The following is a 14,660-nucleotide window of genomic DNA, read 5'->3' as shown; positions in this document are numbered from 1 at the left end:
TAGAGCCATCCTGCGAGTAGCATCGGCAAATATTGTCAAATATTTCAAACGATCTGCACAGGTGCCTTCATGGTCGACACTCAGCACACCACCTCCTACTACGCCGCTTCAGCCAACCCCGCGCCAGCTCGACCTGCGCTGCAGGGCAGCAGCGAAACCGACGTCTGTGTGATTGGCGCCGGCTTCACCGGTATCTCTGCGGCATTGCACTTGGCCGAACAGGGGTTTCGGGTCACCGTGCTGGAGGCTGTGCAGGTGGGGTTTGGGGCATCCGGGCGCAACGGCGGGCAGATCGTCAATAGCTACAGTCGCGATATCGACGTCATCGAGCGCACCCTGGGAGCGGATCAGGCACGCCTGCTGGGCGATATGGCCTTTGAGGGTGGACGCATCATTCGCGAACGTGTCGCGCGTTACAACATTGACTGCGACCTGAAGGACGGCGGTGTGTTTGCCGCCCTGAATGACAAGCACATGAAGCACCTGGAAGCCCAGAAAAAGCTCTGGGAGCGCTATGGCAACACCCAGTTGGAACTGCTCGACGAGCGCCGCATTCGCGAGGTCGTCAATACCGACATCTACACCGGCGGCATGCTGGACATGAGTGGTGGCCACATCCACCCGCTGAACCTGGTACTTGGCGAGGCGGCGGCTTTCGAGTCATTGGGCGGCGTTATCCATGAGCACTCACCGGTGACGCGTATTGATCAGGGCGCCAATCCGGTGGTCCATACGGCCGAGGGTCAGGTAAAGGCGCGCTACGTGATCGTAGCGGGCAACGCCTACCTCGGTAACCTGCTGCCGCAGTTGGCGGCCAAATCCATGCCCTGCGGCACTCAGGTTATTACCACCGAGCCGCTGTCCGAGGAGTTGGCCAACTCGCTGCTGCCCCAGGACTACTGCGTGGAGGATTGCGCCTACCTGCTCGATTACTACCGCCTCTCCGGCGACCGTCGCATGATCTTTGGCGGCGGCGTGGTCTACGGCGCACGCGATCCGAGCAACATCGAGGCGCTCATTCGCCCCAACCTGATCAAGACCTTTCCGCAGCTCAAGGACATCAAGATCGAGTACGCCTGGACCGGCAACTTTCTGCTGACCCTGTCACGGCTTCCTCAGGTCGGCCGTATCGGCGACAACATCTATTATTCCCAGGGCTGCAGTGGCCATGGCGTCACCTTTACCCACGTCGCCGGGCGCGTGCTAGCCGAGGTATTGCGCGGTCAGGCCGAGCGTTTTGACGCCTTTGCCGCGTTGCCACATTACCCCTTCCCCGGCGGACGCCTATTGCGTGTGCCATTTACTGCCATGGGTGCCTGGTACTACCAGATGCGCGACAAGTTAGGGCTGTGATCAGGTAGTCGCGAGAGGTGAAACAGATCACACAGGCGATGGCACTTTGGAACCTCTGGACGTTGCACGGGTCGTTTACATGGAGCGCAGCCTGCGCATCGGACGGCCACCCTTCGGTGGTTGAATGCTTCCATGCAGGGAAGCCACAACAAATGAGGAACAATCCATGACTTTCATGCGATCCACCAAGCGTTATCTGTCCATCCTGCTGACCGCCCTGTTCATGCTGACCTCCATGGCCAGCCTGCAGGCTCAGGCCGCCATGGTTGGCACCGGTGAAGCCGTTGCCCAGCAGCAATTGAGCGTCGACCGGGCAGAACTCAAGGCCATGCTTGACGATCAGGACGTACAGGCCAAACTGGCCAGTCTGGGCGTATCCCAGGACCAGGTTGAAAAACGTATCGACAGCCTGACCGCTGACGAGCTGGCCGACTTCAACAGCCAACTGGATGACGCCCCTGCCGCCGCCGGTGTCGTAGGCATCATCGTGCTGTTTCTGGTCATCTTCATCATCACCGACATGCTGTGTGCCACCAACGTCTACAGCTTCGTCAACTGCGTGAACTGAGCTCATGTACAAGGCCTTTCGCCTTGGCCTGCTCCTCGGGCTGACAGCCATGCTGTCAGCCTGCGCCGGCCTCGCTCCCCGCACCACCGCTGAACTCCCTACCGACCTGCCCCCCAATCGCCTGCTGACCGACTTGCCGTTCCATGCGCAGGACGCCTACCAGTGCGGCCCCGCGGCGCTGTCGATGATGCTCGGCCAGCGCGGTATTGAAATCGCCCCAGCGCAACTCACAGGTCGCGTGTACCTGCCCGAACGCAAGGGTAGCCTGCAGGTTGAAATGGTCGCCGCCGCTCGTGAGCAGGGCTTGCTGGTCTACCCTCTGGCCGGGAAGCTGGACGCCATCCTGCGCGAACTGGACGACGGCAACGCCGTTCTGGTGATGCAGAATCTGGCCTTCGACTGGTATCCCCAATGGCATTATGCCGTTGCCGTTGGCTACGACCTGAACACCCGCGAACTGATCCTGCATTCCGGGCTGAACGCGCGCCAGCGCGAGCCCTTCTCGGTATTTATGCGCACCTGGGACCGAGCCGAGCGCTGGGCCCGTGTTGCCGTCCCTCCCGAGCGCATTCCTGCCACCGCCGAACCGCTGCCCTTCCTGGCCGCCGCCGCCGATCTGGAACAGGTCGGCCAGACCGACAGCGCAAGCAAAGCCTACCAGGCCGCCGCCGAGCGCTGGCCGGACCAGCCTGCCGCCCTGCTGGGACTTGGCAATATCGCCTGGCACAACGGGCAGCAAGCCGAGGCCATTGAGCACTTCAGCGAGCTGGTGCGCCGCTTTCCCGGCTACTCGGCTGGCTGGAACAACCTGGCGACCGGCATGCAGGAAATGGGCTGCGACGCTGCCGCGCAACAGGTCCGCAGCTGCGCAGCAGCCAGCCTGGAAGACAGCCAGGCAGCAGCCACTGACTGCCTGATTCCTGTCTGCCGCTGACGGGGCGCTGTCGTTGCCAGGCCTAGGTGCGCCAGTTTTCCCACACCTTGCGCAACAATCTGCGCACTGCGCCGCGATCACCGTCACAACCTAGCGGCGCACCGTCAAAAGACTAGCGCAACCCATTGATTTAAAAAGACACAAGAATCCAGGCACAGCCCTTGCTGCAGCTCAACCAATAACCCAGGACGGGTTCTGTTGAGCACCTAATGGATTCTGTAATGCGTCTATTCTTATTTCCCTGCCCGCTGGTCAGGCACACGCTGCTGCTGGTTGCTGCGTTCACCCTGTGCGCCTGTAGTAGCAACCTGCGCTTCGATGACGACCAGTATCAGCCCCTGGACAGGCCTGGGACGCCTCCCCTGACTGAGGAGGCCCGCGCATGGAGCTGATGCTGGAAGTCATCTACCCACCCGCCTCAGCGCAGGAGCCACCGCTTACCCGCCAGTTCCGTCAGGCCGGCGGCGTCATCGGCCGCGCCGCCGACTGCGACTGGGTGCTGCCCGACCGCCAGCGCATCATCTCTGGTCGCCATGCCCAGATCAGCTACAGCGAGGAGGCCTTTTATCTCACCGATACCAGTAGCAACGGCATCCACATCAAAAGCGATGGCCGCCGCCTGACCAAGGGCGAGCCCGAACGCATTGAGCACGGCCAGATCTACTGCCTGGGCGAGATGGAGATACGCGCGCGGCTGCAGCAGGTCACCAGCAGCAGTGCCCATCCACTGATCCCTGACGATGCCTTTCTGTCGTTGGGCGAAGGCGGTCATGAAAGCGATGACCCGCTGGCCGAATGGCTTCAGACGCCCGAGCAGGCGTCATTGCCAACATCCAGCGCAGAGCATCACCCGGTGGAGGCGGAGCATGTCCGCCTGCCACGCACCCAGTCGCCGATCACACCGCAGCCGACAGGCGACTTCGAGCTGGCAGAGCAGCTGTGCCAGCAACTTGGGCTGCAGCCCGCCTCCTCGGCCCAGGCCGCCGCACTCAGCCGCCAGGCCATCGGTCTGCTGCGCAGCGCCGTTGCCGAACTGCAGCACAGCCTGCACACACAGCAACACAGCGCGTCTCAGTTGCAGGCAAACGCCATGCGCCACCCGCTCAGCGACAGCGCGGATGCCGTCACCGCCCTGCAGCAACTACTGGGAGCAGCCGATGGCGAAGAACTGCTCCGCAGCGCCTGGCGTCAGCTCAGATCCCACCAGCTGGCGATTCAGCAGGCTGGCAACCGGCTGTGCGACCAGCTGCCGGTGATTCTGGCGCCCGCCCAACTGCTGGGCCCGGGCGGGCCGCGCACCGACGGCGCCCGCTGGCGCGCCCTGCAGCAGCACTACCAGCAGCCCGGTCCGCTTCAACAGCGTTGCCAGCACGCCTTCAGAGAGGCCTATCAGGAGCAGCACCATTTGCTTAACAGCCTCCATCACAACCCCTTCGGATAAGCCCATGCATCGTCTCCTCCTTGCCCTGGCGGCCTGCCTGCTGAGTGCGTGCAGCCTGCTGTCTCCCTACTCGCACATGACCAAAATCGACCTGCAGATCAGCGCCACCGACTCGCTCAACCCGGATTTGCACGGCCGCCCCTCACCCGTCGTGCTGCAGCTGATAGAACTGCGCCATCCCGTGGCCTTTGAGCAAGCCGACTTTTTTGCCCTGCAGCAACGACCGCAACAGATCCTGTCGCCCGACCTGCTCGCGCTCCAGGAGCTTGAATTGCGCCCCGGCGAACAACGCCAGTTCAAGATAGCTGCCGGCCCCGAAGCACGACACCTGGGCCTGATCGCAGCCTATCGTGACTTGCCCAACACCCGCTGGCGTATCCGCCTGGATGTGCAGCCTGGCGCACGCAACCAGTTCACGTTGGCGCTCGACGAACACGGCATCAACCAACAACAGCCCACCGGAGAGCCCTGACATGCAAACGCTTAATGTGGTGTGGCACGAAGGAATGCTGCTGCGGCCCCAGCACTTTCAGCAGCATGACCGCTACTACGACGAGCAGCTCACCCGCCGCACCAGCGGCTTGCACGCCCACGCCTGGGGCTTCACTCGCCTCGATCTGGATACCCAGTTCCTCGCGCTGGGCAAGATCGTGCTGAGCGATGCAGCCGGCCTGCTACCGGACGGCAGTCTGTTTGACCTGGCGCAACGCGCCGAGCCGCTTGCGCTCGACATCCCGGCCGGCACCTTGAGTACCCCTGTCTACCTTGCCCTGCCCCTCACCAGCCGAGGCCATCTTGAGGTACAGCAACCCGGGAGCGAAGCACCGCTGGCACGCTATCTTAGCGCCGACCATGAGGTCAGCGACGCCAACGCAGGTGCGGGTGCCAGCGCTACCTTGCGTGTCGCGCAGCCAGCCTTTCGTCTGGTGCTGGGCGATGCCGGCGAAGACCAGGCGCTGGTCCGTCTGCGGCTTTGTCAGGTACAGGAGTGCGGTAGCGATGGCAACATCCGTCTGGATGAAGACCTGACCGCCAGCTACCTGCACTGTCAGGACAGCCCCTACCTGCAAAAATGCCTGCAGGAGACCATCAGCCTTGTGCAGCACCGCGCAGATGCTCTGGCCGAGCGGCTGCGTAGCCGCGGCACCGCCGCCAGTGCCGAGTTGGGTGACCTGCTGATGCTCCAATTGCTCAACCGCCAGGAACCCTTGCTGCGACAACTGCGCAGCGGCAGCCACACCCCGCCTGCCGTGCTGTTCAACCTGTTGCTGAGCCTGCTCGGCGAACTATCCACCTTCAGCTGCGACAGCAAGCGCCCCCCCGCCGACCTGCATTACCAGCACAGTGACCAGGGTGGCAGCTACCGGCAACTCATGCGAGCCTTGCGCCAAAGACTGTCCATGGTGCTGGAGCAACACGCGATGGAGCTGCCACTGCAACAACGGCAGTACGGCATTCGCGTGGCCCCCATCAGTGATCCGGCGCTGCTTGATGGCGCTCTCTTCATCTTGGCGGCCAAGGCTGACTGCGACGGCGACGCCCTGCGCAAGCGATTGCCTACCCACCTGAAGATCGGTGCTGTTGAGCAGATTCGTCAGCTGGTCAACCTCCACCTGCCCGGCATCCGCGTGCGCGCGTTACCGGTTGCTCCCAGGCAACTGCCCTTTCATAACGATCGCATCTACTTCGCCCTGGAGCTCAGCGCCGATGAACGCGCACAGCTGGCCAGCTCTGGCGGCTTCGCGTTCCACGCCGCCGGCGAACTGAGCAATCTGCAACTGGCCTTTTGGGCCATCAGGAGCTGACGCATGCACGCAATGGCATCCCGAGATGACGACCGGACTGTGATCCTCGCCCAGGACGACGCCTGGTCCGCCGACAGTCCCCTCACTGACTACGACCCAGCGCTGCGTCCACCGCCTCTGGCACAACGCCTGTCGCTGCCCCCGGGCAACAGCTCGTTGCTGATCGACGCCCACGGCCCCAATACCCTGTTGGCCCTGGCCGCGCCGCTGCTCAGCGAGCTGGTTCAACTCAAATCCGCCGACGCGCAGGAACGTCCGGACCTGTTGCGCGAATCGCTGCGCGCCGGTATTCAGTACTTTGACCTGCAATGCCAGGACCACGGCATCGAGCAAACCAGCCGCCACGCTGCCCGCTATGTGCTCTGTACCGTACTCGACGAAGCCATTCTTGCCACGCGCTGGGGCAACGACAGCGACTGGTCACAACACAGCCTGCTTGCCCTCTTTCACCAGGAAACCTTCGGCGGTGAAAAGTTTTTTGTCCTGCTGGAGCGCCTGCACCGGGACCCGGGCAGACACCTGGACGTACTAGAGCTGATGTACGTCTGCATCGCCCTGGGTTTTCAGGGACGATATCGCTTGCAGCCGCGAGGTGAAACGGCCCTGGCCGAGCTCAGTGAGCGCCTGTACCGGGAACTTCGGCGCTACCGCGAGGCGCCCGACACCCGACTGGCCGAGCCCAACGCTGTCGATGCAGCCGACCATTCGCTGCGCAGGCCCTTTCCAGCCTGGCTGTTGCTTTGCGCCACACTCGCGGGCATGACCCTGCTGCATACTGCCTTCAGCAATACGCTGGAACAGCAACGCCACAACACATTGCAACAGTACAGCACCCAGGAGGCGCGACAATGAACCCTGTACTCCCGCGTCTGCTGGGTCTGCTGCGCTCCCCGGCTGGCTGGACGGCGCTGTTGCTGGTACTACTCGGCTTATTGGTCTGGACCCTTGGCCCGATGATCTCGGTGAACGGCCACGCGATCTGGAGCAGTCGCTGGAGCCGCGCAGGCACCATCGCCCTGCTGGCAATGCCATGGCTGCTCTGGCGTACAGTCACCTACTGGCGCACACGTCCCAAGCCCTCGCCACCGACCGCCGAAGAACAACAACAGCATGAGCGGCAGGTAGACGTACACCTGGCACTGCACCAGCGCGCCATCCTCGCCCAGCAGCAGCTACAAAAAGCCGGCGTGACTGCCCGCCAACGACGCAGACAACCATGGTACCTGCTCATAGGCCCGCAGGGCGCCGGGAAAAGCAGCCTGCTGGCGCAACCCGACCTGCCGCTGCTTTGCAGCACCGCAGAGATCCCTGACGGCAGTGCAGGCAGCAGCCCGGCCGAATGGCATTGCCACCACGCAGGCACCCTGATCGATTGCAGCGGTCACTGCCTGCCCGAGGTCGACAGTGACCAACCTGCGCCGCACTGGCAGGCCCTGCTGTCCCTGCTGCGCCAGCGGCGCCAACCGGCATTGACCGGTGTCATCATCACCTTGCCGGTAGACCTGCTTCAGCAGAATCACGACCTGGAACTGGACAACCTCGCGCGGCGGCTGCGCCATGCACTCAGCGAGCTACGCAGCCAGCTTGGTCTGGACTTGCCGGTCTACCTGCTGCTCAGCAAGAGCGACCTGATTCCGGGGTTGGCGGAGCTGCTGGAGCAGCTCCCGCTCGAGCAGCGCCAGCAACACTTCGGCATGCGACTCGACAACCACCCGCAAGCGGATTCCGCGCACCGCACGCAAGCCTATGCGGCGTTACTAGGCCGCCTCAACGCACAGATGCTTCATCGCCTGCACCAGGAGCGCGATCCGGCGCGCCGCGGGCGGTTGCTGGATTTGCCCTGGCAACTGGCGCGCCTCGAAGGACCTGTTCAGCGTTTTATCGAGCAAACCTTCAGCGCCAGCCGCTACCAGTCGGGTTCTCGCCTGCAGGGACTCTATTTCACCTGCAGCGGCCAGTCGGAGCAGGATAGCCTGCTGTATGCCCCGGGTCCGCCGAGGCAATCGGGCTTTGTCATCGAGCTGTTCGAGCAGGTCATCCTGGGCAACCCGCACCGGGTATCACTCGATGCCAACCGCGAGCAGCGCCAGCGCCGCCGCCAGCGCGTAGGGTTCGGCCTGGCGGCGGCGGGGCTTGCCTGCTGCGCCGTTGGCTGGAGCTTGGCCTATCATCAGCAAAGCGAACGGCTGTCTCAGCTGGCCAACCTGGCCGAGCATTTCCTGCCGAGCACCCCGAAAATACAGGCGCACAGCCGCATCACCGCCTTGCTGCAGCAACTGGATGCCCGCTACGCCGCTACTCTTGTACACCCCGAAACCGGCGGCCGCGTCCTCACTCGAACCCTGACCCTGGAGCAGGCACCTGACGTCCTGCCCCAGGTACAGCGACACTACCAGCAATCGTTACGCGACTACCTGCTGCCCCTGATAACCCGCCAGCTTGAGGCACGCCTGCGCAGCGCCCACGCTGACCGCCAGCAACTGATTGGCCACTTGCGCGCCTACCTCATGCTCAGTCAGCCAGAGCGCCTGGAGACAGGTTATCTACAGCAGTGGATGGACGAAGAGTGGCAGCACCGCTACCCCGAACAGACCGATGTACAAACCCAACTGAGCGCCCACCTTGAGCGCCTGCTGCCGCTGCCGTGGCAGGTAACTGCGGTCGATGAGGCGCTGGTCGCCAGGGTGCGCGACCAGTTGCAACAGGAGTCCCTCGCGCAGCTGACCTACCGCCTGCTGCGCGAACAGGCACGTGCCTTGCCACACTATCGCCTGGACAACCAACTGGGTACCGACCATCAATTGCTCGCCAGCCGCCCAACCGCCATCCCCGGCTTCTATACCCGAACCGGCTATCAGACCCTGTTCCAGCAACAAGGGCCTGCCCTGATCGAACGTCTGCTGGAAGACAACTGGGTGCTGGGTAATCGCAGCCAACTGACACCAAGCGAGCAACGCCAACTGCTTGTTGAGGTGGAGGCTCTGTACTTCCAGGACTACACCGACGAGTGGATCCGCGCGCTGGCTTCACTGCGCATGGCAACATTGCGTAATGGCCGGGCGGTTACCGACCTGTCGGCCTTGAGCGCCAGCAGCGCACCACAACTGCTTTTGCTGCAACAGCTGCGCGAGCACACCCGACTGATTGATCCGCAACGCGAGCGCGCAACCCCCGCCAGCGCCGCCAAGCAAGCCCTGCAGCAGCAGTTCGCCAATCTGCATGGCTTGCTCGACAGCGACGGCAACCCTACCGCGGCATTGCTGCAGAGCCAGCAAGCGCTCACTCAACTGCAGTTGCAGCTGGCGCAGCTCTACAACAGTGGCGACAGCGGGCAACTGGCCTTCGAGATGGCGCGCAAGCGCATGCAACATCAGGCCGATGCGATCAGCGCCACGCGTGACGCCGCCAGTGCCCTGCCAGCCCCCCTCAATGGCTGGGTCAACCAGTTGGCGTCAGACGCATGGGGGCAGGTACTGGCTGATGCCAGCCGCTACGTGAACCAGCGCTACCGGACCGACCTGTACACTGTCTACCGCAGCGCATTCGCCCAGCGCTATCCGTTCAGTGCCAGCAGCAGCCGAGATGTCGAGTTGAGCGACTTCCGTCGCTTTTTCCAACAGGAAGGCACCATCGAGCAGTTTGTCGCCAACTATCTGCAACCGTTCGTGATTCAGCGCGATGGTCACTACCGCCTTCGCTCCCTGGACGGACGCAGCCTGCCGCTATCGTCCGCGTTGCTGACCCAGCTGGCACGAGCCCAGGCAATCCGCGCCGGCTTCTTTGCCGATGACCCCTTCGAGCCTGGCGTGCAGTTCCGCCTGGAGCCCTACGCGCTGGATGCCAGCCTGGGCCGTGCCAGTTTCCACTATGGGCCCCAGCAACTTGAGTACCGTCACGGCCCCATTGTCGCCAGTGCCTTTCGCTGGCCCGCTGCCGAAGGCAGCGAGCGCATCAGCCTGACGCTCGAGGACTTGGGCGGCCGACGCCTGGGGCTGCAGCAGGAAGCCGGCACCTGGTCGCTGTTTCGCCTGCTGGACCGCATAGAGATTCAACGCCAGGAAGAACGCGATGCCCTGCTGCTGCGGGCCAGCATTGGCGGTATGCGGGCCCAGTACCTGCTGCACAGCCAGCGAGCGCCCAACCCCTTCGACCCGGAGTTGCTCCGCGGCTTCGCCCTGCCGGCACAGCTATGATCCACTGGGACAGCGCGAGTCAGACCCACATTGGCAAGGTTCGCAAGCGCAATGAAGATGCGCTGCTTGACCGACGCCCGGGCAGCCTCTGGGCCGTTGCCGATGGCATGGGAGGCCATCAGAACGGCGCACTGGCCAGTCGACTGATTGTGGAGCAACTGGCGGACCTGCCGCTGGGGGCCAATCTTGACCAGAACCAGCGCCGGGTTCGTCAGGCCCTGCACCAGGTAAATCACCGCCTGACCCAAGAGGTGACCCTCTGCGCCGGCCGCCCTGCTCCCTTGAGCGGTAGCACCGTGGTCGCCGTTCTCGCCCAGGGCCGGCGGGCGCTGTGCCTGTGGGCAGGCGACAGCCGCTGCTATCTGTGGCGTCAACAGAAGCTATATCTGCTGTCGCGCGATCATACCCTTGCTCAGCAATTGATCAGCAGCAACATCAGCGCCAGCCAGGCGGCGCGGCATCCCAACGCACAGGCTCTCACCCGCGCCGTCGGTGCGCACGAGGTGCTGCGTCTGGATGCCAGCGAATTCACGCTACAGGATCACGACCGCCTGCTGCTCTGCAGCGACGGCCTGTATCGCAGCCTGAGCCTTAGACAACTGGCCCAATCACTGCGACTGCCGACAGCACAGGCCAGCATTGAGCTGCTGTTCAATCTGGCCCTGCAAGGCCCCGCCAAGGACAACCTCACTGCTATTGTCATCCGCCCCACACCCGCGACGAGCCCGCCGTGAAACAGACAACCGCGCCAGCAGGCGCCCCCCTGCAGACCCCCAGTGATCTACCGGCGCTGATGGGCAAACGTTATCGTATCGAACGCCTGCTTGGCGTCGGCGGCATGGGTGCGGTCTATCGGGCCCGTGACCTGGTACGAGAACAATTTGGCGACCCGGAACCCTGGGTTGCGCTGAAGACACTGAACGATACGTTCTCTCGCCATCCCGACGCCAATGCCCTGCTCTACAGCGAGTTTGCTCTGACCAGCCGCCTGCACCACCGCCATATCGTGCGCCCCCACAGCTTCCACGTAGACGCGCAGAGCAAGCGCGCGTTTCTGACCCTGGAGCTGCTCGCCGGGCCGACGCTGGACCAGATCATGAGCTCACACCCTGAGGGACTGCCCTGGAGTGACTTGCAGCCCCTGGCACTGGCACTGCTTGACGCGCTGCAACACGCTCACCAGCGCGGCGTGCTGCACGGCGATATAAAACCCACCAACGTGATGCTGTGTGAGAGTGATGTACGGCTGTTTGACTTTGGCCTCGGCCAGGGCAACGAGGGCCTGTTGAGCCGTCTGCCCCGGCTCTCGCGTCGCCGCCTGGCGGCCTGGACCCCGCGATACGCTGCTCTGGAGCTGCTCGATGGCGGCGACCTAAGCCCGGCTACCGACCTGTATGCACTGGCGTGCGTACTCTATGAACTGGCCAGCGGCCATCATCCGTTCAGCCGCCTGACAGCGCGGCAGGCAATGCGCATGGATCAGTACCGCAGCTTGCAAAAGCCGGCGCACCTGCCCGCCCACTGCTGGCCAGCGCTGCGCCGGGCACTCGCGTTCGAGCCGGCACAGAGAACCAGCAGCGTAAGCGAGTTGAGGCAGGTATTCGGCCAGCCGATACGGCGCTGGTGGCCTTGGCCGCAATGGGCCGCAGTGAGCTTGCCACTGGGGCGAACCAGCCAATGAAAAAAGCCTGTTGACGCTAGATGGCGTCGACAGGCTCTGGCTCGGCGCAGATCACTGCCGAGCAAGCAGATCAGCGTTGTCTTACAGCGACAGCTCGCGGTTGGAGGCAGCAATAAAGGCCTTTTTCAGGTCTTCATAGGTATGTACTGCCGGGAACTGCGGGAATTCGCTAATCACGTTGTCAGGCGCGTGGAACAGGATACCGGCATGCGCCTCCGACAACATGGTGGTGTCGTTGTAGGAATCACCGGCGGCGATGATGCGGTAGTAAATGCTCTTCAGGGCGATGACTGACTGACGCTTGGGGTCTTTTTGACGCAGCTGATAGTCGACCACGCGGTCGTTCTCATCGGTGATCAGACGGTGGCACAACAACGTCGGAAAGCCCAGCTGGCGCATCAGCGGCTGAGAGAACTCATAGAAGGTGTCAGACAGAATCACGACCTGGAAGCGCTCACGCAGCCAGTCGACAAATTCTACGGCGCCATCCAGCGGTTTGAGAGTCGCGATAACTTCCTGAATGTCCGACAGCTTGAGGCCGTGCTTGTCCAGAATGGAAAGACGCTGCTTCATCAGTACGTCGTAATCCGGAATATCACGGGTGGTCGCCTTCAGTTCCTCAATGCCGGTCTTTTCGGCAAAGGCAATCCAGATTTCCGGGACCAGTACGCCCTCCAGGTCAAGGCAAGCAATTTCCACGCGATACTCCTGAGTTTCAATAGTTGAGGCTGGCGCACAATCTACCGGCAAGCGCTGTCAGGCGCAACGAGAAGGACGCTAGAAGCGCCGAGCAACCTCGAAAAAAGGCATAAAAATATAACTAAATAAAAGAGGATGGACTAAGACGCCCTTTGCTAGACTGCCCGCCTGAAACCAGAAACGGTGGCACACCGATCCACCGCCGGATTGAGAGCCTGATGCAATGAGTAATGTCGACATCGACCAACTGGCCAGCGAGTACGCCAGCAAGTCGCCCCAGCAGATCCTCGAACTGGCAATCAGCCAGTTCGACAATCTCTGGCTATCGTTCAGTGGCGCCGACGATATCGTTGCGCTGGATATGGCCTGGAAGATCAACCCCGAAATCAAGGTGTTCACCCTCGACACCGGCCGCCTGCACGCCGAGACCTACCGCTTCCTGGCGCAGGTACGCAAGCACTACGGCATTCAGCTTGAAGTGCTCTCCCCTGATCATCAGCAGCTGGAAGCGTACGTTCGTGAAAACGGCCTGTTCGACTTTTACGAAAATGGCCACGGCGGCTGCTGCGGCGTGCGCAAGATTGCACCGCTGCGCCGCAAACTGGGCACAGTCGACGCCTGGATTACCGGCCAACGCAAGGATCAAAGCCCCACCCGCGCCGACGTACCGGTGATTCAGCTGGACACCGCGTTCTCGACGCCGGAACACCAACTGGTCAAGTTCAATCCGTTGGCCAACTACAGCAGTGAGGACATCTGGAATTACATCCGCATGCTGGAGATTCCCTACAACCCGCTGCACGAGAAAGGTTTTATCAGTATTGGCTGCGAGCCTTGCACGCGCCCCGTGCTGCCGAACCAGCACGAGCGCGAAGGCCGCTGGTGGTGGGAAGAGTCCACCAAGAAGGAATGCGGTCTGCACGCCGGCAATCTGATTGCACGCAGCTGACACCAGGCTGCAAACACGAAAACGCCGGCAACAGCCGGCGTTTCGTTTCAGAGGACAGGTAGCTCGACCCCGTCGAACAGCGCCTCCAGCTCCACCTTGTTGCTGCACAGCAGCGCCTGATCGATCATCTCGCGCGTCAGATGCGGGGCAAACGCCTCGATAAACTCGTACATGTAACCGCGCAGGAAAGTGCCCCGGCGGAAGCCGATCTTGGTCACACTGGACTCGAACAGCTGGCTGGCATCAACCACCACCAAGTCCGGATCTGCCACAGGATCGACCGCCATGTGCGCCACAATGCCAACCCCCAACCCCAGTCGCACATAGGTTTTGATCACGTCCGCGTCGGCGGCGGTAAACACCACTTTCGGCGACAACCCGCGATTGCTGAAGGCCTCATCAAGCTTGGAACGCCCGGTAAAACCAAACACATAGGTTACCAGTGGCCACTCTGCCAACGCCTCCAGGCTCAGAGACGACAACTGCGTCAGCGGGTGCCCCTTGGGCACGATGACGCAGCGATTCCAGCGATAGCACGGCATCATCACCAGGTCGGCGAACAGCTCCAGCGCCTCGGTGGCGATGGCGAAATCGGCGGTACCGTCTACGGTCATTTCACAGATCTGCATCGGCGTACCCTGATGCATGTGCAACGAGACGTCCGGATAGTTCTTGATGAATTTCTGAATGATCGGGGGCAAGGCGTAGCGCGCCTGGGTATGCGTGGTTGCCAGCGTCAGCGTGCCCTTGCGCTCGTTGCTGAACTCCTGAGCAATCTGCTTGATGCTGTCGACCTTGCGTAAAATCTCGCCAGCGGTCGCAATAATGCGCTCACCGGCCGGCGTGATGCGGGTCAGGTGCTTGCCACTGCGAGAAAACACCTCTACGCCCAGCTCGTCTTCAAGCAGGCGAATCTGTTTGCTGATACCGGGCTGGGAGGTGTACAGGCTCTGGGCGGTGGCGGAGACGTTCAGGTCATGGTGGGCCACTTCCCAGATATAGCGCAGTTGCTGCAGCTTCATGAATGCTTCCTCTAT

Annotated in this window: 13 protein-coding genes; 11 read left to right on the top strand and 2 right to left on the bottom strand. The window is 62.5% G+C overall.

The window, feature by feature from the left end; all coding sequences use genetic code 11:
• Positions 1–69: 69 nt before the first annotated feature.
• The 10 genes from CNQ84_RS12170 to CNQ84_RS12125 all read left to right on the top strand — a co-directional run bounded on the left by CNQ84_RS12170 (position 70) and on the right by CNQ84_RS12125 (position 11,975).
• Positions 70–1,353, top strand: a complete 1,284-nt coding sequence (locus CNQ84_RS12170) for an NAD(P)/FAD-dependent oxidoreductase (protein ID WP_096005138.1) — start codon at positions 70–72, stop codon at positions 1,351–1,353.
• 175 nt (positions 1,354–1,528) lie between these two features.
• Positions 1,529–1,921: a PA2779 family protein gene (locus CNQ84_RS12165; protein WP_165771287.1), complete on the top strand. Its 393-nt coding sequence runs from the start codon at positions 1,529–1,531 to the stop codon at positions 1,919–1,921.
• Positions 1,922–1,925: 4 nt separating this feature from the next.
• The gene (locus CNQ84_RS12160) at positions 1,926–2,855 is read left to right on the top strand and encodes a PA2778 family cysteine peptidase (protein ID WP_245841364.1); all 930 of its coding nucleotides are present in this window, start codon (positions 1,926–1,928) and stop codon (positions 2,853–2,855) included.
• A gap of 382 nt (positions 2,856–3,237) precedes the next feature.
• Positions 3,238–4,296 (top strand): type VI secretion system-associated FHA domain protein, encoded by a 1,059-nt coding sequence (locus CNQ84_RS12155; RefSeq protein WP_096005136.1) that lies wholly within the window; start codon positions 3,238–3,240, stop codon positions 4,294–4,296.
• 4 nt (positions 4,297–4,300) lie between these two features.
• A complete protein-coding gene (gene tssJ / locus CNQ84_RS12150; RefSeq protein ID WP_096005135.1) occupies positions 4,301–4,768 on the top strand; it encodes a type VI secretion system lipoprotein TssJ in 468 nt (155 codons plus the stop codon).
• Between the two features lies 1 nt (position 4,769).
• Entirely contained in the window at positions 4,770–6,101 is a 1,332-nt protein-coding gene (gene tssK / locus CNQ84_RS12145) for a type VI secretion system baseplate subunit TssK (protein ID WP_096005134.1), read from the top strand.
• A gap of 3 nt (positions 6,102–6,104) precedes the next feature.
• Positions 6,105–6,953, top strand: a complete 849-nt coding sequence (gene icmH, locus CNQ84_RS12140; protein WP_096005133.1) for a type IVB secretion system protein IcmH/DotU — start codon at positions 6,105–6,107, stop codon at positions 6,951–6,953.
• Positions 6,950–10,294: a type VI secretion system membrane subunit TssM gene (gene tssM, locus CNQ84_RS12135; RefSeq protein WP_096005132.1), complete on the top strand. Its 3,345-nt coding sequence runs from the start codon at positions 6,950–6,952 to the stop codon at positions 10,292–10,294. Before icmH ends, tssM begins: the two co-directional genes overlap by 4 nt.
• A complete protein-coding gene (locus CNQ84_RS12130) occupies positions 10,291–11,028 on the top strand; it encodes a PP2C family protein-serine/threonine phosphatase (protein ID WP_096005131.1) in 738 nt (245 codons plus the stop codon). Before tssM ends, CNQ84_RS12130 begins: the two co-directional genes overlap by 4 nt.
• Positions 11,025–11,975, top strand: coding sequence for a serine/threonine-protein kinase (locus tag CNQ84_RS12125; protein ID WP_245841363.1), 951 nt, complete (start codon positions 11,025–11,027; stop codon positions 11,973–11,975). The genes CNQ84_RS12130 and CNQ84_RS12125 overlap by 4 nt, the downstream gene beginning before the upstream one ends.
• An 81-nt stretch (positions 11,976–12,056) precedes the next feature.
• On the opposite strand, the gene thrH is transcribed toward CNQ84_RS12125, so the two are convergent.
• On the bottom strand, positions 12,057–12,674 hold the full coding sequence (thrH, locus tag CNQ84_RS12120; RefSeq protein ID WP_096005129.1) for a bifunctional phosphoserine phosphatase/homoserine phosphotransferase ThrH: 618 nt from the start codon (positions 12,672–12,674) through the stop codon (positions 12,057–12,059).
• A gap of 223 nt (positions 12,675–12,897) precedes the next feature.
• Here thrH and CNQ84_RS12115 point away from each other — a divergent pair, with 223 nt between their 5' ends.
• A complete protein-coding gene (locus tag CNQ84_RS12115; RefSeq protein ID WP_096005128.1) occupies positions 12,898–13,623 on the top strand; it encodes a phosphoadenylyl-sulfate reductase in 726 nt (241 codons plus the stop codon).
• 47 nt (positions 13,624–13,670) lie between these two features.
• Here CNQ84_RS12115 and cysB read toward each other — a convergent pair whose 3' ends face one another.
• Positions 13,671–14,645: an HTH-type transcriptional regulator CysB gene (cysB, locus tag CNQ84_RS12110; protein ID WP_096005127.1), complete on the bottom strand. Its 975-nt coding sequence runs from the start codon at positions 14,643–14,645 to the stop codon at positions 13,671–13,673.
• Positions 14,646–14,660 lie beyond the last annotated feature (15 nt).

The sequence above is a fragment of the Pseudomonas abyssi genome (assembly GCF_002307495.1).
In the GTDB taxonomy this organism is placed as follows: domain Bacteria; phylum Pseudomonadota; class Gammaproteobacteria; order Pseudomonadales; family Pseudomonadaceae; genus Halopseudomonas; species Halopseudomonas abyssi.
The sequence above is the reverse complement of the archived record's forward strand: the minus strand, read 5'-3'. Positions and strand labels throughout refer to the sequence as shown.

Bases quoted from the DNA above. Each gene is read 5' to 3' on its own strand.
- CNQ84_RS12165 (WP_165771287.1), top strand. From the start codon at position 1,529: ATGCGATCCACCAAGCGTTATCTGTCCATCCTGCTGACCGCCCTGTTC.
- CNQ84_RS12155 (WP_096005136.1), top strand. From the start codon at position 3,238: ATGGAGCTGATGCTGGAAGTCATCTACCCACCCGCCTCAGCGCAGGAG.
- CNQ84_RS12115 (WP_096005128.1), top strand. From the start codon at position 12,898: ATGAGTAATGTCGACATCGACCAACTGGCCAGCGAGTACGCCAGCAAG.
- CNQ84_RS12130 (WP_096005131.1), top strand. From the start codon at position 10,291: ATGATCCACTGGGACAGCGCGAGTCAGACCCACATTGGCAAGGTTCGC.
- tssJ (WP_096005135.1), top strand. From the start codon at position 4,301: ATGCATCGTCTCCTCCTTGCCCTGGCGGCCTGCCTGCTGAGTGCGTGC.
- tssM (WP_096005132.1), top strand. From the start codon at position 6,950: ATGAACCCTGTACTCCCGCGTCTGCTGGGTCTGCTGCGCTCCCCGGCT.
- tssK (WP_096005134.1), top strand. From the start codon at position 4,770: ATGCAAACGCTTAATGTGGTGTGGCACGAAGGAATGCTGCTGCGGCCC.
- CNQ84_RS12160 (WP_245841364.1), top strand. From the start codon at position 1,926: ATGTACAAGGCCTTTCGCCTTGGCCTGCTCCTCGGGCTGACAGCCATG.
- CNQ84_RS12170 (WP_096005138.1), top strand. From the start codon at position 70: ATGGTCGACACTCAGCACACCACCTCCTACTACGCCGCTTCAGCCAAC.
- cysB (WP_096005127.1), bottom strand. From the start codon at position 14,645: ATGAAGCTGCAGCAACTGCGCTATATCTGGGAAGTGGCCCACCATGAC.
- icmH (WP_096005133.1), top strand. From the start codon at position 6,105: ATGCACGCAATGGCATCCCGAGATGACGACCGGACTGTGATCCTCGCC.